This is a genomic window from Gluconobacter morbifer G707 (assembly GCF_000234355.1).
In the GTDB taxonomy this organism is placed as follows: domain Bacteria; phylum Pseudomonadota; class Alphaproteobacteria; order Acetobacterales; family Acetobacteraceae; genus Gluconobacter; species Gluconobacter morbifer.
This window is the reverse complement of the sequence record NZ_AGQV01000005.1, coordinates 180,924-201,288: the sequence shown is the minus strand read 5'-3', so window position 1 is coordinate 201,288 and position 20,365 is coordinate 180,924. Positions and strand designations below refer to the sequence as shown.

Sequence of the window (20,365 nt, the reverse complement as noted above, 5' to 3'; positions counted from 1 at the left end):
GCGAGGGCCGCTTTGCAGACGAGGGGGCCTTTTTGTGTTTTTGACCTGTCAGACATGGTATCCGTGTGCCTGTTCCGCCTCCCTCTGAGACACCCCGGTTTGAACTGAATGCCGTTCATCGGCTGCTGATCGGCCTGATCTTCATTCTCGGTCCTGTTTCCACGGACATGTATCTGCCCGCCTTTCCCATGCTGGAGCATGATCTGGGGCACGGCCCGGGTTCGGCACAGTTGACCCTGACGTGCTGGCTGGCGGGACTGGCGATCGGGCAGTTCGCGCTGGGGCCATTCTGTGACCGGTTCGGGCGGAGGCTGCCCCTGCTGCTGGGGCTGGTGGTCTACAGCATCGTGTCTGCCCTACTGGCTGTCACGACGAATTTCCATCTGTTCTGTCTGCTGCGTTTCATTGCGGCGCTGGGTGGAGCGGCCAGCTCGGTAGCGCCCCGTGCGATGGTGCGTGACGTGGCGACGGGGACCGCCGGCGTGAAGCTGATGTCCCAGCTGATGCTGATCTTCGGGCTGGGGCCGCTTCTGGCGCCCTCCATCGGCAGTTTCCTGCTGGATCTTGGGCACTGGCGTCTGATCTTCTGGTCCAATGCCGGGTTTGGCGTTCTGCTGTTCTTCGGGACGCTCATGCTCCTGCCTGATACGTTGCCGCAGGATCGCAGGTTTGCCCTGCCGTTCAGCGGGATTGTGGCCCGTTACCGGGATCTGATTTCGGAACCGCTGTTCTGTTCATCTGCCATGGTCGTGAGTTTCGGGACCTTCACGATGTTCGCCTATCTTTCCAATGCACCTGCGCTATTCGAGGGAATTCTGCATTTTTCGCCGCATCTGTTCGCCATTTTCTTCGGGCTGAACGGGATCGGCTTTATCATCGGCTCCCAGGTCAATGCACGGCTGGCGCACCGGGTCCTGTTCACGCGTCTCATGGAAAGCGGAATGCTGGCGGTTCTGGTATTCAGCACGCTTGGTCTGCTGATCTGTATCGCAGGGCTGGCCGGGCCGGCGGACCCGTGGCTGTTGTGCGCGATGATCTGGTGCACGACGTTTTCGCTGGGATTCATCGGCCCGAATGCCGGAATTCTGGCGCTGACGCATCATGGCCATCAGGCGGGCTCGGCCTCGGCGCTCATGGGAACGCTGAACTGGACGGTCGCGGGAATGGCCGGCGTCATCATGTCCCTGTTGCCGGTCCACTGGGTGGGATCAACGTCAGTGGGGATGATGATCGGAATTACAGGGTGCTGGATCAGCGATCTGTGGCGTCGTCGCCTTGATCCTGAATCTTATCTGTCTGTCAGGAACTGACAGGCCGGGGAGGCGGGATACCCGGTGCAGTGACCGGGCCAATCCCGGCCTCGCCGGTTTCAGCCTTCGGAAGAGGCGCGGTCAGCAGCGACCGTTGCGATCATCAGCGCACCGATCACCGGGATGAAAGCAATCATCGAGAACTGGGCCAGAAGGCTGGTGGGCAGACCGATGAGGTGGATCAGGGTCATGGACGTCATGGGAGTTTCTCCGTTTTTTCTGTTCTGGATGCCATTTGCGGCGTGTTGAGGGGAGAAACTCCAGAATCAGTGTCGAAAGCAACAAATGCAGTTGCAGGGTCAGGTCTGCATTTTCTGCATAAATCTTTGGTAAAACTTTTTGATCCTGTGTCGGGCGTGTTTTTTGTTCTTCTGGAATGATGATTACACTTTGATCCCGAAAGAATACATGGGACGGCTTTCTTGCTATTTCCTGATGGAAAATGGGCTTTCCCGGTCTTTTTTTGGAATAAAATTACCTTTCCGCTCACTCCGCCGCGAGCTCGAGCAGGTCATAACTGTCCCGTTTCAGGCCATGCCAGCTCAGAAGTGTATCCGCGAGGAAGAAGGAAAGCGCCCCGATCGTGCAGGCCAGTGCTATGCCGAAAAGGACTAGCAGCCATGTGGATGTGCTTGCATCGCGCAGTGATCCGACAAAAAGCGCCATTGCGGCGCCGCAGGTCGACGCCCCGCCAACGGCGTTGAGCATGATGGCGGCATCCAGGACGAAGATTCGCCGATGCAGCCGGAGCTGCTGGTGCTGGAGGCGGATCGGGTCGGTAAGCGGGTCGGGCTTGCTGTCCGGATCGGGTGGCGTGGCGAGTTTCTGGTTCACGCTTTCCAGATGATCGGCCACACGCGCCAGACGTGTGTTGAAGACATTGATGAGCGTGCCAATGCCGGACAGCATGAAAACCGGCGTGAGGGCAATCTGGATCAGGTGAGCCGCGCTATCGACAGCGTCAGCATCGGTTGGAATGGGAAACGGCAGAGACATGGAAGTCTTCTATACCGGATCGGAAGAGTCGGAAAAGCCGCGCACTCTGGAAAAGACTGCCTCTTATAGAGTAGGGAGAGGCTCGTTTCGTAGCGGGTGACCTGAACATTATGTCCTGTCTGTTCCATCCCGGCCGTGTGAGGGCTGTTCTGGCGGTTACGGTCGCGGCGCTCTGCCTGTTTTCACAGGCGCACGCCCAGAAGCCGGTTGATCGTCAACTGTCTTCCCAGGTGCCGCCGCACTGCACGGGGCTGGCGGGACAGGTCGAGTTCGCATGCCAGAGCTGGGTGGAGGTCGCAAACGCCATTCGGGAGGGCACCACAACCATCATCATCCCTGTCGGCGGCACAGAGCAGAGCGGGCCTTATATGGCCGTTGGCAAGCATGATGTCCGGGCGCAGGTTCTGGCCGATATCATTGCCGCACAGATTGGCCATACGCTGGTGGCGCCCGTCATAGCCTATGTGCCGGAAGGCTCGACCACGCCGCGCACCTCCCACATGCGCTTTCCGGGTACGATTTCCATTCCGCCTGCCGTTTTTGAGGGGCTGCTTCGCGGGGCGGCGGAGAGCTTCCGTGTCCAGGGGTTCCGGCATATCGTGCTGCTGGGTGATCACGGCGGATACCAGACGTTCATGGGCAAGGTGGTGCAGGACCTGAACCGGAGCTGGAAAGGGCAGGCCGCCGCCCTGTGGCTACACGATTACTATACCGTCATTCCCCATCAGTATGCCGATACCCTGTGTGCGCAGGGACATGGCAGCGAAGTGGGGCTTCATGCGGAGCTGAGCGATACGTCCCTGATGCTGGCCGTTGATCCGTCAATGGTCCGTCAGGATGCGCTGCGCAAAGCCCCGAAACCCGGCACGTCGGAGGGCGTCTATGGCGGCGACCCGCGGCATGCCACTGCCGAACTGGGCCAGATCGGAACGGATCTTCAGATCCGCGCCGCCGTCGCGGCCATCCAGTCTTTCAACAGGAGCCATCCATGACCTTCAAGACTCCTCTTCTGGCCGCCGTGGCGCTGCTGGGGCTTTCCACCGCATGGGCGGATGAGCCTCAGGAAGCCGCACCCGCCCCTCCGATGGTTCCCATCGCGGCGGATGCAACGCAGCCCGCAGCGGCGCCAGCTTCCGCCGGAGCCATTCAGACGATCCCGGGCATGCCGCCGGTCATTGACCCGCACAACATCTACAGTGAGACGACGCCGTCCCATATTTCGCCAGCCATCGCGCATGATCCGGCCCGGATCTACGTGCCGAACCTGCGTGGAAACAGCGTTTCCGTCATTGACCCGGCCTCCTTCATGGTGGTGGATACCTTCCCAGTTGGACGTTCGCCGCAGCATGTCGTTCCGTCCTGGGATCTGCGGATGCTGTGGGTGACGAACAACAGTGAAGGCCGCCCCGATGGGTCCCTGACCCCGATTGATCCGGCAACGGCCAAGCCGGGGCCGCCCATCAAGGTGGACGATCCCTACAACATGTATTTCACGCCGGACGGAAAATACGCGATCACGGTGGCGGAGGCCCACAAGCGTCTCGACTTCCGTGATCCGCATACGATGGAACTGAAAGGCTCCGTCGAGACGCCGCAGTGCAAGGGCGTCAACCACGCCGATTTCTCGATCGACGGAAGATACGCTATCTTCACCTGTGAGTTTGGCGGTTATCTGGCCAAGGTCGACACGGTCAATCTGAAGCTGCTCGACATGCTGCGCCTGTCCAAGGGTGGCATGCCGCAGGACATCCTGACCGCACCGGACGGACACAAATTCTATATCGCGGACATGATGGCGGATGGCGTATTCGTGGTGGATGGAGATTCCTTCAAGGAAACCGCCTTCATCCCGACCGGTATCGGCACACATGGGCTCTATCCAAGCCGCGATGGCAAGGTGATGTATGTCGCCAACCGTGGATCACACCGGATCCATGGCCCCCGTCACAGTCCGGGCAGCGTCTCCATCATCGATTTCGCGACGGACAAGGTCATCAAGACCTGGCTGGTTCCTGGTGGTGGCAGCCCGGACATGGGCAATGTCAGTGCGGACGGAAAGCTGCTCTGGCTGTCAGGGCGGTTTGACGATGTGGTCTATGCCATCGATACCACGACGGGCGCGATGCGGAAGATTCCGGTGGGTGCCGAGCCGCATGGCCTGACTGTCTGGCCGCAGCCGGGCCGTTACAGCGTGGGCCATACCGGTATCCTGCGGTAAGGCGCTGACCGGGAGGTTCCTTGCGGAGCCTCCCGGTTTTCCGGCCTTTCAGGGCCGGGTGTGATCAGGATGGTTTGCTGTCATCCGGATGGGAGTCTCCATCCGGTTTTTTCGTATCCGGTTTCCCGGCGGGCGGTGCAGCAGCGTCCACGTCATTGGCAGGGGCCGGCGGCACGGGCGCACTGTCGTTGACAAGGTGCATTGCCACGCCCGGCGGCGTCGTGAAGTAGGACGTGCCGGTGTAGAATTTGACGTTGGCCTCCGCGAAGCGGTTGGCCACGCGGCGATAGAACTCCCGCTTGACCTTCCATTTCATCATGGGGGCTGTGCGGATGCTGCCAAGGAGCGTGGCGCCGCCGCTGTCGCTGTTATCCACTCCAAGGTCGTTGTAATCGGAGAGGATCATGGGCCCGAAGACGGTGTCGTCCCGCAGCTCCTTGACGACCTTGGCCATGATGGCGGAAACGCGCGGCAGGTCTTCAGAGAGGTCAAGCTGCTGCTTGACGATCACCTGATTGTAACCGCGCGCCGTGTTGGCAATGGACGAAACGGACGAGAACGGGATGATATGCAGGTCCCCGTTGATGTCGCGGACCTTGACCGTACGGATGGACAGGTTTTCCACGGTTCCGGACACGCCGCCCGTCGTCACCCAGTCGCCCACCTGAATGGCATCTTCGACCAGCATGAAGAACCCGGTGATGAAGTCTTTCACCAGACTCTGCGAACCGAAGGCGATGGCGGCGCCCATGATGCCCGCACCGGTCAGCAGCGGTGTGACGTTGATGCCGATCTGCGAGAGGGTCGTGACCGTCACGATGATGCTGATGATAGCCAGCAGCACCGTGCGGATGATGGGCAGGACCGTTCGCAGCCGCGTGGCGCGTGAGTTCAGTCCCGATTTCTCGAAGCGCGTCAGCTGCTGGCCCAGCAGGGCGTTGACCGTCTCCCAGATCGCCACGGCCACCGTCACGGCGATCAGCATGGTGATAACGGCGTCCAGCAGGTGGGTACCGATGGCGTTGTGCAGGAAGAAGTTGATCGTTGGCAGGCCCCAGGCTTCCGTCATGGCCAGCAGGGTCAGGAAAACGATGATGCCGGTCAGGACGGCGCGGGCGACCGGATAGTAACGGTCTGCACGTTCCTGGATTTCAGGGAAGCGTTCCACCAATGCCGGATTGACGCGGAAGAAACGGTCCTGAAGGCCGTAAGCCAGAATGGCGATCAGACGGGAAACGACCAGAATGCCGATTGTCATGCCGGTCGTGCTGAGAATCCAGCGATAACCGCCTGGCAGATGCGCGGCCCAGACAACCCAGAGCGAGATGTCGAGGAACATCGCCGGAACCCACCACAACCGTGCCACGGCTGCGATAAAGGCCCACATGGCAGTGGTCTTGCCATTCCGGTTGGGCAGGAGTGCCCGCGTGACGATATGCCGGATACGCCAGATGAAGACGGCGATCATGATATGCTCGACCAGCACGATGGCGCGGATCATGGCGTCCGTGCCGCGGGGCGAGATGTTGAACTGCGAGCCGAGATTGGACAGGCAGAAGATGATCGCAGGTGCTGCGACAAGGAAGTTCCACCACCGTGTCAGGAGAAGAGCGGTCTGGTCGCTCGCAGGCAGCAGGCGGATCGTGGGAGAGTGGGGGGCGAAGCCTGTCTCGACGAATAGATAAAGACAGCGCGCACCGGCATAGCAGTTGGCCAGTGTCAGGATGACGTCATCCGTTTTCTGGCTCCACGGGAAGATCAGTGTTGAGAGCCATGCCAGCAGGTAAAAGGCCAGAACCGGCAGGGCCTTGAGGGCAAAATGGCCCAGGGCATAGGGAATCCGCACGAGAAAGCGCAGCGTTTCCACCTGTCGCCTCTGATCGGCCGCGCGGGTCTTGCTGGTGTCGTCTGCCGGCGCACCGGCGGGGAGCTTGCCTGGATCGGAACGGGGTTTCTGTTCCCGCTTCTGGGCGCTCGCCGTCAGTTGGACCACATGGGGCCGAAGGGTCAGGACCAGAACACGCTCAAGAACCAGCCCACAGATCATGACCGCCAGTGCAGCGGAAAAGGCATTGAAGATGATCTTGCGAGTCTGGGGGTTGCTGAGCTGGTTGCGGGCTTCATGTCCGACAAAGCGCAGGTCGCTGAAAAGACCCAGGAAATTGTTCACATAGGTCAGGGTCTGTGACCGGATGCTGGACAGGCCGCTATGGATGTCAGGCGAGACCTGCGCCACATCCACAACCTTCTTCGGGGATGCGGCGGGCGGCTTGGGGGCCGGAGTGACGGCCACTGTCGCGGCCGGTTGTGGTGATGACGTCTCTACGGGAAGCCCACGCGCCATCAGGGACAGCGTATGGGTGAACGACTCCCGCTCCTTCGGATTGTTGAGCACATTCAGGAGCTGCTGCGCTTCCTGCCGTGAAAGGGGCTTTTCCAGTTTTGGTGTCGTGCTGGCCGCACTGGAGGAGGAGGCGTCTGCGGTGGCCTGTCCGGGGAAAGCCAGCAGAGCCGGCGTCAGGAACAGGAGAACTGTCAGGCAGGAATGCCACATCCATCGCGGCCGGTTCACCGGACGGCTGGGCAGGGCGGGAGGGTACATCTTCCTGATGAGTCCTTATGTGCTTCGGGGGGAGAACAGGAACCGTCCTGTTTCCTCCCTGTCGGTTCTGGAGGAGCAGTTGAAGGCCGGACCTAACAGGTCCTGTCTCCTGAACATGCCACATGGGGATGGATGTGTCCCGCCTTCTTCGGCATCGGAAAAGGTCTGGCAGGCCACAGGGGAGTGGTCCGGCGGGAAGGCCGGACACGATCATCCCTCCGTGCGGGAAGGAAAAACCCCCTGTCTTCCGCAGCGGAGGATGGTATGGGAGCAGTTCTGTCCTGAATTAGCGGAATGAGACTGTCTTGCGTCGAGTGTTCAGCATGTCCGCCCTGTTTCTGACAGGGCTTGTCGGTCTGGGTTCCGTCTCCGCCCATGCAGCGGAAAGCGCCCCCGTCACGTCTGCCAACGATACGGCCACCCTCGTCACGGATCGTGACGCCGTGGGGCCTGACCAGCATCTTCGTGTCGGCCTGCATCTTCAGCTCAGACCCGGCTGGCATACATACTGGATCAACCCGGGCGATGCTGGCGATGCGCCGACGCTGGACGTGACGGCGCAGGACGGGGCGACGGGCAGGGGCTCCGCCATTCACTGGCCGGTGCCGGTGCGTATCAGCGAGGGCGGGCTGATGTCGTATGCCTATGTCAACGATGTCCTGCTCCCCGAGGATCTGGCGCTGAAAAGTACGGGTCAGGGTTCCGGCGGGACGACGCTGAAAGCCCATGCGGAGTGGCTCGTCTGTGCGCAGGTCTGCATTCCTGAAAGCGGGGACTTCACCCTGACGCTCCCTGCGTCCTCTGGGGATGCGCCGCCTGGCGCACAGGCGGAGCTGTTTCACCGGGCGGATGCCGCCATGCCGCTGCCTTCGCCTTTCGCGGCCAGTGTCGCAGGTGATGGAACCCTGACACTGGAGGGGCAGGGACTGTCGCCGTCAGCCGTGAAGGATGCCTGGTTCCTGCCGCAGGATGGGGGCGTGATCGATCAGGTGGCGCATCAGCCGTTGCGGGTTTCGGAGGGGCGGGTTGCTCTTGGACTGAAATTCCTGAAAACGGCCCATCGGGACGCCCCCCTGAAGGGCATAGTCGTACTGCGGGATGCCGCCGGGCAGGAAAGCCCTCTTCAGATCGAGGCGAAGCCACCGGTCGGAGGTACGGCGGCCGTTCCCGCTTCACAGGCAGGACCGGAGGCAGTACCCGCCAGCGTGCCGCAGAATTCTGACGTCCCTGCCGGGATGGCCGGGTGGCTGAGGGTTCTGGCTTTTGCCTTCATCGGTGGTCTGATCCTGAACCTGATGCCCTGTGTGTTTCCCGTGCTGGCCATGAAGGCCCTGTCTCTGGCGAAAATGGGCGGCAGCGGACGGCAGCGGCAGATCCAGAGTGCCCTGTTCTATACGCTGGGGGTAGTGGGAGCATTCGCCGTTCTGGGGCTTCTCATGATCGGGCTGCGGATGGCGGGTTCGGCTGCCGGCTGGGGTTTCCAGTTCCAGTCCCCGGGATTTGTCGTGTCCGTCTGCTGGCTGCTGTTCCTGATGGGGCTCAATCTGCTGGGTGTTTTCGAGGTCACGCCCGGACGGCTGGGACAGGTCCAGACCGGCACCGGCCATCTGGGGGACATGATGACGGGCCTGTTGGCTGTGATCGTGGCTACCCCCTGCACCGCGCCGTTTATGGGTGTGGCGATCGCCGGAGCGCTGGGCGGTCCGCCCGTCGTGGGGATGCTGGTCTTTCTGTGCATGGGGCTTGGACTGGCGGCCCCCTATCTTTTGGTGGCTGGCATTCCGGGACTGGCGGCGCGGATGCCGCGGCCGGGCGCCTGGATGGGCATGCTCAAGCAGATTCTGGCGTTTCCGCTATTCGCAACCTGCGTCTGGCTGCTGTGGGTGGCCGCCATTCAGCGTGGTGCGGATCTGGTTCTGATCACGGCCGGGGGACTGGTTCTATTGGGTTTTGCGGCATGGATCTTCGGTGTCAGCCAGCATCGCGCCATGCGTGACGGTGGTTTCGGGGAAGTCCTGTTCTGCCGTTTCGTGGCGGCGCTCTGTGTTGTCAGCTGCGGCGTGGCGCTGGCCCATAACGTCCAGTCCCTGCCTGAGCCGGAAACCACAGCGCAGACGGCAGAGGCGGGAATCGAGCCCTTTTCCGAGGCCCGGCTGGCGGAACTGCGCGGTCAGGGCCGCCCCGTCTTCGTGGACATGACGGCATCCTGGTGCATCACCTGCATGGTCAATGAGCGCGTTGCGCTGGACGTATCGTCCGTGAAAGCGGCTTTCAGTGCCCGGCATGTGGCTTATCTGAAAGGGGACTGGACAAACCGCAACGCTGCCATTGCCGCCTATCTCAAGGCGCATGGCCGGGATGGTGTTCCTTTGTATGTGTATTACCCATCCGATAACGGTGCGGAACAGGTCCTGCCTCAGATCCTGACGCCCGGTCTGGTTCTTTCGACTATCGGACAGTGAGGACAGGCTGATCCGCGACAGGTTCTGGAGTCTGGCGCGGATCGGCAGCAAGGCTTTACCGGATGGTTGTGCTGTTCTGCTTCGTCCGGGTGAAGACGTACATCCGGAAAGACCAAGGTCCGGCACTGGCAGCGTCTGTCATGATCAGATCGTCTGCCGAAGGTTTTGTAGAGAGCCGGGTGATGTCTGGCAGGCACAGGCCCGTCGATCATGGGGGCCGGGACAATGCAGTCCTGAAGCGGGGCTGGTGTCTGCACGGAAGGCGGCCCGGCATGACGGAGGCCCATCGCAGGGGCTCCGTCATGGAAAAAGCGTTGTGGGTCAGTGCCGGTTGATACTGGCCGGATTATCTGCCGGGTTGACGTAGGTCATGCTGAATGGTCCGACGCCCGTCACCTGAATGACGGCGCCTTCCGCTCCGGCTTTGAGGGAGTGGGGAACGCCCTCGGGAAGGTGTACGAAGCCGCCGGCCTTCAGGTCCCGCTCCCGCGAGGCTTTGAAGGTCTTGCCCACCAGATGCTGGACGTCTCCGCTGATGACCGTCAGCATTTCATCCATGTTGTGTGTATGGGGCGCGATGTAGACACCGGGTTCCATTCTGACCCGGATGGCGAAAGGGCCCGGTTTCGCGGGGTCGCCTGTTAGAACGGAAAACTGCGTGCCTTTTGGGAACATGGAAGGAGGTGCCGTCCAGCTTACGGCTTCGGGAGAGGTATAGGCTTCGAAGCTGTCCGTGGTCTGGGCGAGGGCTGCTGTCGTTGCAAGGCAACAGGACAGAAGGGTGACGGCGGAAAGGATTTTCGGGAAAGACATGCAGCGGATTCCTCTTCATGAAGGCCGTTATGACCCCGGTCCTGATCCCCGGAAGGTCTGACAGGGAAGGATAGGCCCGCTGGCCTGCATATAAAGAGGGAATGTGGAAAAAGTGATGAGACCGATGGAGGGTCGCTCCATCGGTCCGGGTGCTTAGAAAGCGGTGGAAACCGTGCCAGTCATGGTGAAGCGCGGGGCGACCATGAAGGAGTTTCCGTACCCCGTGTAGGACGCCATGTTCCCGCTGTAGACGGTGCTCGGGTCTTTCGCGCTGTAAACTGCGCCCATGGCACCGGTCCGCACGATGGAGCCGGTCAGGTTCGTGAAGTTCAGCTTGAAGGTCGGGGACTTGGCGAACATGAACGGCTTGAAGTGATACCCGAGGGAGAGTGTGTTCGTGACGTAACCCGGAATGCGCTGGTCTCCTGCCACGCTGACTGACTGCGGGCCGGTATAGTGGACGGCGCCGTTCGCGAAGAAGCCCTTGTAGGTATAGGTCAGACCGAAATTCGCGATGACATGCGGGGCCATGATGGCCTGCGTACCCTTGGAGTGGATCATTGTGTTCAGATAGGGATCGAACACGTTGCTGTCCTGGGTTGCGTGCAGGTACTCGACCGACGCATAGGGGCTGAAGCCATGGATCGGCCGTGCGGCGACCATGACGTCGAAGCCGCGCATCTGCTGGTTGCCGATGTTGAACGGCTTGTAGCTGTTCATGCCGACATACTGATCCACGATGCGGTTCGTGACGTTATAGTTGAAGAACGAGACATCTGCGATGATGTGGTCGTCATGATAGCGGTAACCGAGTTCTTCCTTGATGGAATATTGGTTCTTGGGGATGGCGACGCTGGTGTACAGCCAGCCGAGATCGACGGCGCTGGGCTGGCGGTAGTCCCCCTCGACGTTCAGGTAGATCTGATGATGGTTGTCGAAACGGTAGCCGATGGAAAGCTGGGGCAGGGGAGCCGTCCTGTTCGCTTCCTGACGGCCGTAATAATCCTTGTTCCAGATATTTGTCATGACGAACTTGAAGCCAGCGTCCACGGTCAGATGGTCGTGCAGGTATTTCGCGGTGTCATGCACGAAAAGGGAGTGAATCTCGTAACCGGCATTCTGCTGGTCGCCCGCAGTGATAAGATACTGTGCCCAGTTCGGGCTCGCCGCCGCACCATTCGCCATCTGGTAGCTTTCCGGATAGGACTGGATGGTGCGTGTGTTTTCGTACCAGTACCCGATCGAGAACAGGTTGTGGGAATCGATCTGGTAGTTGAGCTTCGTGACCGCGCCCACCTGCCGGTATTCGTTTTGCAGGAAGTAACTGGTCAGGCCGCGCGTCGTGCCCGTGCTGTCGGTCGTGTATCCGTTCGGGGAAGCGTCCCAGCCCTGCCCGAAGTTGAAATAGGGCTGGATGTCGAAAGAGAATTTTGCCGGCAGCACAATATGGACGGGTGCCGTCAGGAAGATCTGGTTCCAATGGTCGTTGTTGTTTTTCCAGTAGTTGTTGCTGGTTTTGTCATTGGTGCGGCCATAGCCCTGACCGGTGTCTTTGTAGCGGAAGAACTGGTCGGATGTCGGGTAGTTGTCGATGACGAAATCTTCGGAGTTCCAGGACAGGAAGAACTTGGCGTTCGAGCCGTTCTGCCAGTCTTTCTGAAGGCCGAAATCAATATGTTTGCGCTGGTTGATGCCCGCGCCCATCCATGAGCGTGCATGGCTGTTCGAGAACGAGAAGTAACCGCGCACGCCGCTATGGCCGATCTCACCTGAGTCAAGGCGGATGAACTCACGCGACAGGTTGTTGGTGCCGTAGGAGAAATCCGTCATGCCGCCGAATTTTTTCGAAGGCGTGCGTGTCGTTTCCATCATGACGCCACCGGCGGCGGACATCACCGGAAGGTCCGTGGCGGAGGAACCGGGCGTAACGCTGACGTTTTCGAGGTTCTCGGAATCGACGTTTTCGGTCAGGTATTTCGCCGCTGCAGCAGGCGCGCCATCCATCATTAGACCCATGTCAAGGTCGGTCAGGCCACGGGACTGGATCTGGCCGCCTTCCATGCCGGAAGAATCCGGAGTGGTAACGTTCAGGCTCGGCAGGTTCTGGACGAGGTCAAGCGCCGTGCTGGTCGGGCTGCGCATGTCGATGAACTGCTTGCCGATGGTCTGGACGGTGCGTGGCGCGGTTTCGATGCGCATCATGCCACCGCCGCCATTCAGGGCGGTGCGTGAAGAGCGGACGGAAACCGTCTCGTCGTCCTGGCTGTCAACGGCATGAGGGCGACGGGTAGCGGGCCGTGGAAGAGCAGGGCGGGCAGAGGGAAGAGCCGTTGCGGAGCGGGAGGGTCTGGCGTGATGGCGGGAAGAAGCCTGGCGGGTGTGGTCGTCGGCACGGGCAGAGGTGGAAAGGCCGGCAAAGACACTGCCTGCCAGACATGAAACTGCAAAAAGGCGACGCCGATATCCCGTGTACCAACGGTTTTCTTTCATGCTGCCCGGTTCCTGTTTCGCAAAAGGTTCATTCAGGGAATGGTATTTATTCGAAACATAAATCTAATGGCTAGAGCCTATTCGCTCCAAAGATAAAAATAGCATCCAGGAGTTGCTATTTTGAGAATGGCCTTTCCCTGTGGGTACGCATATCGCGGAAAGAAGCGGTTTTTCAGGAACGAGGAGCCAGGAATTCCTTTTCGATTTCGGAAATGACAAGGCGGGCCGCGCCGGAAAGCTGTCGGGAATGATCGACGCAGAGAGCCAGGGTCAGGGGAGACAGTTCGCGATTGGAAATCGGAATGAAGGCCAGTTCCTTGCGGGTTAGCTCATCCATCACGTCCAGTTTGCTGAGGATCGCAACGCCGATTCCCTCACAGACGAGGGATTTGATCATCTGGATGTTGTCCGATGACGTCACGGGCTGAACGCTGAGGTTGCTGTCGATCTCGAGGATTTCGATCTGCCGGTGCAGGGCCAGTGGAGGGGAGGGCATGATCATCGGATATTCAACGCAGGCGCTGAAGCGTGCGCTGGTTTTTTTTGCGAGCGGATGATCCGGCAGGCAGACGAAGCCGAGTGGAAATTCCGCATGGGCCCGCACGAGCAGTCCGCGCGCATGGGTCGGATTCAGCAGCAGGGCCACATCCACATCTCCGGCGATGAGGTCATGCAGGATGTTCTTGTTCTCCAGGACATGTGTGCAGATGCTGATGCCGGGATGCGTGCCGCGAAGATTCTTGAGCAGGCGCGGCAGAAAACCCCGGGCCAGTGCATCAGGGACCGCGATGTCTACCTGTCCCCGGCGCAGGCCGCGCATGTCCTCGATCTGGGTGCGCAGGTTTCCGAAGTCCTGCCGCCACCGTTTGCCGTGGGTATAGAGCAGCTCCCCTGTGGCGGTCAGGCGCAGCCCGCTGGGAAGGCGCTCGAACAGAGGTGTGCCGAAGGCTTCCTCGCCGTGAAGGATCTGCCGGTCGATGGCGGATGCCGCGATCCGGAGATGTTCGGAGGCTTTCCGGATCGAGCCGTACTGGGCCACTGCGAGAAAGTACCGGAGAAAACGCGAAAAGACAGGCATGGGTCATCCGCTCTTATTTTGCGAACAGAAAAGACGCTTTTATGGGATATACGATGAAAGGGCTCTATGAAACTATCCCGCCCGGTCGCACCGCGATCTTTTTACACACGGGAAGTTCCTTTGATTTCCATCAGGATAGAGGGGACGCCGTGCTGGTTCTTTGGGATATGACACCATGACAACTGCTTCTTCCCCGGCTGACGCCCTGGCTGCGCTTTCAGCGCGTGTGCGGGATGATCTGGCCAGGATCCGTTATGCAACCGGCAACTGGTCTGTCCCGCTGGAGCGGGAAGGGGAAAAGGTTCTCGATGTCGCCGTGATCGGTGCGGGACAGGGCGGCCAGACGGCCTGTTTCGGCCTGCGTCGCCTCGGGGTGACGAATGTGGAAGTCTTCGAAAAAGCGAAAAGAGGCGGAGAAGGCCCGTGGGTGACGTTCGCGCGTATGATCACCCTGCGCACGCCCAAGCATGTCACGGGGCCGGATCTGGGGATTCCCAGCCTGACGCCGCAATCCTGGTACGAAGCGCGTTATGGTGCTGAAGCCTGGGAAAAACTGGACAAGATTTCCCGTCAGGACTGGCAGGCCTATCTCGACTGGCTGCGGGACGTTCTGGAGATTCCCGTCACGAACGATCAGGAACTGGTTCATACCGACTGGCAGGACGGTCTTCTGCGCCTGACCTTCCGTGACAGTGCAGGGAAGGAAACACGGCGCTGGGCGCGGCGTATGGTACTGGCGACCGGAATCGAGGGCGGTGGCACGTGGCACGTTCCATCTTTTGTCTCAGGTTCGCTGCCGAAATCCGTTTATGCCCATACACATGAAGACATTGATTTCGAGGCCCTGAAAGGCAAGCGGATTGGTGTTCTCGGTGCGGGAGCATCCGCCTTCGACAATGCTGCAACCGCACTGGAAAAAGGGGCAGGGCGCGTGGATCTCTGTCTGCGCCGCGCGAAAATCCCGGCCATCAACCCATATCGCTGGATGGAGAATGCCGGTTTCCTCGCGCATTTCTCCGAACTGCCGGATCTGACGCGCTGGCGCTTCATGCGCTGCATCTACAACCTGAACCAGCCTCCGCCGCAGGATACGTTCTGGCGCTGCCGCCGCCATGAGAATTTTGCTTTCCATCCAGGTATGCCTTGGACGGCGACGCGCATGGACGGGAACGAGGTTGTCGTCACGACGCCGCAGGGCGAGATGCGCTTCGACTATCTCATCATCGGGACGGGTTTCTCCATTGACCTGACGCAGCGTCCGGAAACGAAGGATTTCGCAGGTTCCGTCCTTCTGTGGCGGGACTGTTTCACGCCGCCTGAGGGCGAGGAGAGCGAGCTTCTGTCCAGTCATCCCTATCTTGGCAGCCGTTTCGAGTTCCTTCCGAAAGATCCGTCGGACCCGAAGGCGCCCATGCTGGCGGCGATCTACAACTTCACGTTCGGAGCGATGCCGAGCATGGGTCTTTCGGGGGCATCCATCAGCGGAATGCGTTTCGGTGTGGAAAAGCTGACACGGGGCATCGCGCGCGACCTCTTCGTTGAGGATGGGGAAAAGCATCTGAACAGTCTTCTGTCCTACGATACGGAAGAACTGATCAGCCTTGATCCGCCGACCGAATGAAAGTGCAGGAAAAGGCAGACCCCATGAGCAGCTCTTACCCGCGTGACATGATCGGCTACGGCGCAACGCCACCCGATCCGCAATGGCCCAATGGCGCTCGCATCGCCGTCCAGTTCGTCATCAACTATGAGGAAGGAGCCGAAAACTCCATCCTGCATGGTGATGCAGGATCGGAAGCGTTCCTATCTGAAATGATTGGTACGAAATCCATCATTGGCGCGCGCTGTGCGCAGATGGAAAGCCTGTATGAATATGGCAGTCGTGTCGGGTTCTGGCGCCTGCGCCGGATCTTTGATGAAGCGAAACTGCCGCTGACGGTGTTTGGCGTGGCAAAGGCGCTGGAACGCAATCCAGATGCCGTGGCGGCCATGAAGGACAGTGTGTGGGAAATTGCCTCTCACGGTCTGCGCTGGATCGACTATCAGGATTTCCCGGAAGACGTGGAACGCGACCATATCCGCGAGGCGATCGCCATCCATACGAAAGTCGTGGGAGAGCGTCCGCTTGGCTGGTATCAGGGGCGGACCAGCCCGAACACGGCGCGTCTGGTCGCGGAGGAAGGCGGCTTCGTTTATGACGCCGATTCTTATGCCGATGAGCTGCCGTATTACGACCGGAGCAGTGGGCATCCGCAACTGATCGTGCCGTATACGCTCGATGCGAATGACATGAAATTTGCGGCCCTCAACGGTTTCACGGAAGGCGAGCAGTTCTTCGTCTATCTGCGGGATGCGTTCGATGTGCTGTATCGCGAAGGAGGACGGATGCTGTCGATCGGGCTGCATTGCCGTCTGGCGGGCAAGCCAGCCCGGGCGGCGGGGCTGATGCGGTTCATCGAGCATCTGCGGAAGCATGAGGATGTGTGGGTCGCCACGCGCCTCGACATTGCCCGGCACTGGCAGAAAGTCCATCCGGCATGATGTCCATTGCAGATGTGAATGCCCTGTCTGTGGAGGATTTCATCCGGACGTTCGGCGCGCTTTACGAACATTCTCCCTGGGTAGCGGAAGCGGCTGCGCAGGCTCGTCCCTTTGCCGACGTGGATGCTATGCTGCGGGCCCTGTCGAAAGCCGTGCGGGATGCAGGTCCGACCGCGCAGAAAGCGCTTGTGCGGTCGCATCCGGAACTTGGTCACAGGGCTGGCGTGGACCCCGACCTCACGGCGGAATCCACGTCCGAACAGGCATCTGCTGGCCTGGACCGCCTGACGCCGGCAGAATATGAGCGGTTCCGGGCGCTGAATGACCTGTATCATGATAAATTTGCCATGCCGTTCGTTATCTGTGTGCGGCGCGTGGCGGCACAGGGGCGTCCGCCCAAAACGGTCATTATGGACGAAATGGAGCGGCGCCTGAATGGCGGCGCGGATGCCGAACTGAATGAGGCTTTGTTGCAGATTGACGCCATTGCCGGTCTGCGCCTGAAGGATCTGGTTGAATCATGAGCTCTCTCTCCACGCATGTTCTTGACACCGTTGCAGGCACGCCGGCGGCGCATGTGGCGTTTCGCCTCTACGCCGGCGATGCCGTCCTGTTTGAAGGGCGGACGAACGAAGATGGGCGTTGCACCGAGTTGCGCAATGTCCTGCTCGGCAAAGGGACGTACCGGCTGGAATTTTCCATAGGGGATTATTTTCGCGCGAAAGGACAGGTGCTGTCCGATCCGCCTTTCCTTGATGTGGTGCCGATCGTGTTCGGTCTTGGGGAGGACACGCACGCGCATGTTCCGCTTCTGGCCGCGCCATATGGATATTCCACCTATCGCGGAAGCTGAGAGAACTGATGACAGATGACCGCTCTGCGCCGTCTTCCGTTCATCCCGTTGACGAGAAGTTGCCCTTCTGGCGGCTGGGAGCCTATGGCTTCCAGCATGTCCTGGCGTTCTATTCGGCGGCGGTCATTGTCCCGATTCTTGTGGCGGGTGCCCTTCACCTCTCGCGGGAGACGCTGATTCACCTGATTGACGCGGACCTGTTCACCTGCGGCATTGCTTCGCTGCTACAGGCGGTCGGGATTGGTCCGGTCGGTGTGCGTCTGCCGCTGCTGCAGGGCGTGACCTTTACGGCTGTGGGCCCGATGATCGCCATTGGTTCGGCTGTCGGCGGTGGGGTGCCGGGACTTCTGTCCATTTATGGTTCCGTCATCGTCGCGGGGATCATCACCTTTCTCATGGCGCGGCATTTTGCCGGGCTGGTACGGTTTTTCCCGCCGGTCGTGACGGGATCGATCATTCTCATCATCGGTCTGGCCCTTCTGCCCGTGGCGGCCAACGATATCGTGTCTGGCGCCGGGCCGACTGTCATTCAGGACCCTGTTCCTCTGAGAAGCATCTGCTACGGGCTGGGAACGCTGGCGTCGATCCTCGTCATCCAGAGGCTGTTCCGGGGTTTTATCGCCACGATTGCCGTTCTGATCGGACTGGCGCTGGGGACGGTTGTGGCATGGTGCCTGGGGGATGCGCGGTTTGGAGATATTGCGACCGCGCCGCTTTTTTCGGTCACCAGGCCGTTCTATTTCGGGATGCCAAGCTTTCATCCGGTCTCGATCCTGTCGATGGTAATTGTCATGACCATCTCCATGATCGAAACCATAGGGAATGTGTATGCGACCGGGGAGATCGTGGAAAAACGGATCACGTCCGAGGATGTGGCACGGACCCTGCGGGCGGATGGTATTGCCACCACGCTGGGGGGCATTCTCAATTCCTTTCCTTATACCTGCTTTGCGGAGAATGTCGGTCTTGTCCGCATGACGGGTGTGAAAAGCCGGTGGGTGGTTGCGGCGGCGGCTGTCATCATGATGCTGCTGGGCTGTCTGCCCCGGCTCGGGGCTCTTGTGGCGGCGGTTCCGCTGCCCGTTCTGGGCGGTGCGGCCCTGGCAATGTTCGCGACCGTAGCGGTCGTGGGGATCCAGACCCTGTCACGGGTGGATTTTGACCGTCAGAGCAATGTCATCATCGTAGGCACCAGTGTGGGCCTGGGCATGCTGGCCACGGCGCAGCCCCATATTGCCGATACGTTTCCGATGTGGGCGAAAATCGTATTTGGCAGCGGGATCACGCTGGGATCACTGGCGGCCATTGGCCTGCATCTGCTGTTCAATGTGCGCCGGACGCTGACGGACCTGTCCGAGGCTGAACTGTCGCCCGATGACCTGCCGAATGAGAGCATCCTGACCGGAACGCGCACGGAAGACGCTCCGGGCGCGGGACTGGGGCGCCACCACCCGCGCAGTAATTCAGTCGCGGGTATGGAGTCTTTGTCCGGCGACGTAAGTTGCGGCGATGCTTCGGTCATCACCGAGCATGGTCAGGGCAAAAAGGACATCTGACAGGCTTTCCGCTGTCTGGTTGCGGATTTTTCCGAGCGGGGTCGCGGCGGGGTCGAAAACGCACAGATCGGCATGGAAGCCGGGAGCGATCGTGCCGATCCTGTCCTGAAGGCCCAGTGCCTGCGCACCACCAGCCGTTGCCAGCCACAGCCCTTGTGCCGGATGGAGTTTCGTTCCCAGCCCCTGCGCGACCTTGTATGCGTCGGAGAGGACCTGAAGCAGTGACAGCGCCGGTCCTGCCCCGATGTCACTGCCAATGCCGGTCCTGACCCGCCGCTTCGGATCAAGGGCCCTGAAGAGGGGGAACGACCCGCTGCCAAGAAACTGGTTGGATCCCGGGCAATGGGCAATCGTGCATCCTGTATCGTGGCAGCGCTGGAAGTCCGCCTCCTGTGCGTGAACCGCATGGGCGAGGATGGAGCGCGGGCGCAGCAGGCCGGCCTTGTCATAGACGTCCAGATAGGACGCGCGATCGGGAAAGAGTTCGCGCACCCAGGCGTTTTCCGAGTGATTTTCCAGAAGATGCGTCTGCATGAACAGGTCATCGTGCGAGGCAAGGAGCGCGCCGGCAAGATCCAGCTGTTCGGGTGTGCTGGTCGGTGCAAAGCGGGGCGTGACGGCATAGAGCTGTCGTCCGCGTCCGTGCCAGCGTTCGATCAGGGCGGCGGACTGGTCGTAGCCGCTCTGGGCCGTATCGCGCAGGTTATCCGGCGCGTTGCGGTCCATCAGGACTTTCCCGGCGATCATGCAGGTATTGAGCCGTTCGGATTCCTCGAAAAAGGCTTCGACGGACTGCGGATGGACCGTGCAGTACACGGCAGCCGTCGTCGTGCCGACGCGCAGGAGTTCCTTCAGGAATGTGCGGGCGACCGCCCGGGCATAGGTCAGGTCACCGAACCGGGCTTCTGCCGGAAAGACGTATTGTTCCAGCCATTCCAGAAGCTGTTCGCCATAGGAGGCGATGATCGGGAGCTGCGGGTAATGGACGTGTGTGTCCACCATCCCGGCGGAGATCAGTTTATCCGGATAGTGCGTGACGGCTGTGGAAGACGGAACCTGATGGTGCAGGTCGTCCCAGGAGCCAGCGGTGACAATCCGTCCTTCCCGGATAAGGATCAGGCCATCCGATTCATGAAGGATGGCCTCCATCGGATCGGTTTCAAACGGGTCGGCGCGAAAGGTCAGGAAAGGGCCACGAATGGCAGTGGTCTGGCTCATGCCAACAGCCTATCGCATGTTCCGCGAATTGGGGAAGCGGCACCGGAACCATGGGAACTGGGGTTGAGAATTAGGAAACAGTCCATCATTCTGTTCCCCTTGCCGGGAAAGGGCCAGGAAGAAGATGTCCAGCGATGAGCCATCCGTATCAAAGGCGTTGATTGAGCCGGAAGGAACGGTTTCTCCCCTTTCCGGTGCAGGAAGCGATGAATTGCCAGCCTGTCCTGT

General features: G+C 60.4%; 16 protein-coding genes. 9 read left to right on the top strand and 7 right to left on the bottom strand.

What is annotated here, in order from left to right:
- The first annotated feature begins 65 nt into the window (after window positions 1-65).
- Window positions 66-1,310: a multidrug effflux MFS transporter gene (locus GMO_RS08455; protein ID WP_008851945.1), complete on the top strand. Its 1,245-nt coding sequence runs from the start codon at window positions 66-68 to the stop codon at window positions 1,308-1,310.
- A gap of 59 nt (window positions 1,311-1,369) precedes the next feature.
- Here GMO_RS08455 and GMO_RS14410 read toward each other — a convergent pair whose 3' ends face one another.
- Both GMO_RS14410 and GMO_RS08450 read right to left on the bottom strand, forming a co-directional pair.
- Entirely contained in the window at window positions 1,370-1,510 is a 141-nt protein-coding gene (locus GMO_RS14410; RefSeq protein WP_008851944.1) for a hypothetical protein, read from the bottom strand.
- Between the two features lie 286 nt (window positions 1,511-1,796).
- Window positions 1,797-2,306 carry a DUF2721 domain-containing protein gene (locus GMO_RS08450; protein ID WP_008851943.1) on the bottom strand — a complete coding sequence of 170 codons (510 nt, stop codon included), beginning with the start codon at window positions 2,304-2,306 and terminating at the stop codon, window positions 1,797-1,799.
- 110 nt (window positions 2,307-2,416) lie between these two features.
- Between GMO_RS08450 and GMO_RS08445 the strand changes: the two genes are divergently transcribed.
- Together GMO_RS08445 and GMO_RS08440 are read left to right on the top strand one after the other, a co-directional pair.
- A complete protein-coding gene (locus GMO_RS08445; RefSeq protein ID WP_008851942.1) occupies window positions 2,417-3,298 on the top strand; it encodes a creatininase family protein in 882 nt (293 codons plus the stop codon).
- Window positions 3,295-4,524 carry a YncE family protein gene (locus tag GMO_RS08440; RefSeq protein WP_008851941.1) on the top strand — a complete coding sequence of 410 codons (1,230 nt, stop codon included), beginning with the start codon at window positions 3,295-3,297 and terminating at the stop codon, window positions 4,522-4,524. The genes GMO_RS08445 and GMO_RS08440 overlap by 4 nt, the downstream gene beginning before the upstream one ends.
- Before the next feature lie 64 nt (window positions 4,525-4,588).
- On the opposite strand, the gene GMO_RS08435 is transcribed toward GMO_RS08440, so the two are convergent.
- The gene (locus GMO_RS08435; protein ID WP_245528464.1) at window positions 4,589-7,126 is read right to left on the bottom strand and encodes a mechanosensitive ion channel domain-containing protein; all 2,538 of its coding nucleotides are present in this window, start codon (window positions 7,124-7,126) and stop codon (window positions 4,589-4,591) included.
- Window positions 7,127-7,449: 323 nt separating this feature from the next.
- Here GMO_RS08435 and GMO_RS08425 point away from each other — a divergent pair, with 323 nt between their 5' ends.
- Window positions 7,450-9,588: a protein-disulfide reductase DsbD family protein gene (locus GMO_RS08425; protein WP_040508742.1), complete on the top strand. Its 2,139-nt coding sequence runs from the start codon at window positions 7,450-7,452 to the stop codon at window positions 9,586-9,588.
- Between the two features lie 321 nt (window positions 9,589-9,909).
- Here the strand turns inward: GMO_RS08425 and GMO_RS08415 are convergent, their stop codons facing one another.
- The 3 genes from GMO_RS08415 to GMO_RS08405 all read right to left on the bottom strand — a co-directional run bounded on the left by GMO_RS08415 (window position 9,910) and on the right by GMO_RS08405 (window position 13,969).
- Window positions 9,910-10,401, bottom strand: coding sequence for a cupin domain-containing protein (locus tag GMO_RS08415; RefSeq protein WP_008851936.1), 492 nt, complete (start codon window positions 10,399-10,401; stop codon window positions 9,910-9,912).
- Window positions 10,402-10,554: 153 nt separating this feature from the next.
- On the bottom strand, window positions 10,555-12,891 hold the full coding sequence (locus tag GMO_RS08410) for a TonB-dependent receptor (RefSeq protein WP_008851935.1): 2,337 nt from the start codon (window positions 12,889-12,891) through the stop codon (window positions 10,555-10,557).
- Window positions 12,892-13,063: 172 nt separating this feature from the next.
- Entirely contained in the window at window positions 13,064-13,969 is a 906-nt protein-coding gene (locus GMO_RS08405; protein ID WP_008851934.1) for a LysR family transcriptional regulator, read from the bottom strand.
- Between the two features lie 175 nt (window positions 13,970-14,144).
- Here GMO_RS08405 and GMO_RS08400 point away from each other — a divergent pair, with 175 nt between their 5' ends.
- The 5 genes from GMO_RS08400 to GMO_RS08380 are packed head-to-tail and all read left to right on the top strand — an operon-like array spanning window position 14,145 to window position 18,919.
- The gene (locus GMO_RS08400) at window positions 14,145-15,590 is read left to right on the top strand and encodes a SidA/IucD/PvdA family monooxygenase (RefSeq protein ID WP_040508820.1); all 1,446 of its coding nucleotides are present in this window, start codon (window positions 14,145-14,147) and stop codon (window positions 15,588-15,590) included.
- 23 nt (window positions 15,591-15,613) lie between these two features.
- Window positions 15,614-16,510: an allantoinase PuuE gene (puuE, locus tag GMO_RS08395; protein ID WP_040508819.1), complete on the top strand. Its 897-nt coding sequence runs from the start codon at window positions 15,614-15,616 to the stop codon at window positions 16,508-16,510.
- Window positions 16,507-17,034: a 2-oxo-4-hydroxy-4-carboxy-5-ureidoimidazoline decarboxylase gene (gene uraD, locus GMO_RS08390; RefSeq protein WP_008851931.1), complete on the top strand. Its 528-nt coding sequence runs from the start codon at window positions 16,507-16,509 to the stop codon at window positions 17,032-17,034. Before puuE ends, uraD begins: the two co-directional genes overlap by 4 nt.
- A complete protein-coding gene (gene uraH / locus GMO_RS08385) occupies window positions 17,031-17,363 on the top strand; it encodes a hydroxyisourate hydrolase (RefSeq protein ID WP_008851930.1) in 333 nt (110 codons plus the stop codon). Before uraD ends, uraH begins: the two co-directional genes overlap by 4 nt.
- An 8-nt stretch (window positions 17,364-17,371) precedes the next feature.
- A complete protein-coding gene (locus tag GMO_RS08380; RefSeq protein WP_008851929.1) occupies window positions 17,372-18,919 on the top strand; it encodes a nucleobase:cation symporter-2 family protein in 1,548 nt (515 codons plus the stop codon).
- On the opposite strand, the gene guaD is transcribed toward GMO_RS08380, so the two are convergent.
- On the bottom strand, window positions 18,827-20,137 hold the full coding sequence (guaD, locus tag GMO_RS08375) for a guanine deaminase (RefSeq protein ID WP_040508740.1): 1,311 nt from the start codon (window positions 20,135-20,137) through the stop codon (window positions 18,827-18,829). The two genes, GMO_RS08380 and guaD, sit on opposite strands and share 93 nt — an antisense overlap.
- Window positions 20,138-20,365: the final 228 nt, after the last annotated feature.

Bases quoted from the DNA above. Each gene is read 5' to 3' on its own strand.
- guaD (WP_040508740.1), bottom strand. From the start codon at position 20,137: ATGAGCCAGACCACTGCCATTCGTGGCCCTTTCCTGACCTTTCGCGCC.
- GMO_RS08450 (WP_008851943.1), bottom strand. From the start codon at position 2,306: ATGTCTCTGCCGTTTCCCATTCCAACCGATGCTGACGCTGTCGATAGC.
- GMO_RS08415 (WP_008851936.1), bottom strand. From the start codon at position 10,401: ATGTCTTTCCCGAAAATCCTTTCCGCCGTCACCCTTCTGTCCTGTTGC.
- puuE (WP_040508819.1), top strand. From the start codon at position 15,614: ATGAGCAGCTCTTACCCGCGTGACATGATCGGCTACGGCGCAACGCCA.
- GMO_RS08445 (WP_008851942.1), top strand. From the start codon at position 2,417: ATGTCCTGTCTGTTCCATCCCGGCCGTGTGAGGGCTGTTCTGGCGGTT.
- GMO_RS14410 (WP_008851944.1), bottom strand. From the start codon at position 1,510: ATGACGTCCATGACCCTGATCCACCTCATCGGTCTGCCCACCAGCCTT.
- GMO_RS08405 (WP_008851934.1), bottom strand. From the start codon at position 13,969: ATGCCTGTCTTTTCGCGTTTTCTCCGGTACTTTCTCGCAGTGGCCCAG.
- GMO_RS08440 (WP_008851941.1), top strand. From the start codon at position 3,295: ATGACCTTCAAGACTCCTCTTCTGGCCGCCGTGGCGCTGCTGGGGCTT.
- GMO_RS08410 (WP_008851935.1), bottom strand. From the start codon at position 12,891: ATGAAAGAAAACCGTTGGTACACGGGATATCGGCGTCGCCTTTTTGCA.
- GMO_RS08380 (WP_008851929.1), top strand. From the start codon at position 17,372: ATGACAGATGACCGCTCTGCGCCGTCTTCCGTTCATCCCGTTGACGAG.
- GMO_RS08400 (WP_040508820.1), top strand. From the start codon at position 14,145: ATGACAACTGCTTCTTCCCCGGCTGACGCCCTGGCTGCGCTTTCAGCG.
- uraH (WP_008851930.1), top strand. From the start codon at position 17,031: ATGAGCTCTCTCTCCACGCATGTTCTTGACACCGTTGCAGGCACGCCG.
- uraD (WP_008851931.1), top strand. From the start codon at position 16,507: ATGATGTCCATTGCAGATGTGAATGCCCTGTCTGTGGAGGATTTCATC.
- GMO_RS08425 (WP_040508742.1), top strand. From the start codon at position 7,450: ATGTCCGCCCTGTTTCTGACAGGGCTTGTCGGTCTGGGTTCCGTCTCC.
- GMO_RS08435 (WP_245528464.1), bottom strand. From the start codon at position 7,126: ATGTACCCTCCCGCCCTGCCCAGCCGTCCGGTGAACCGGCCGCGATGG.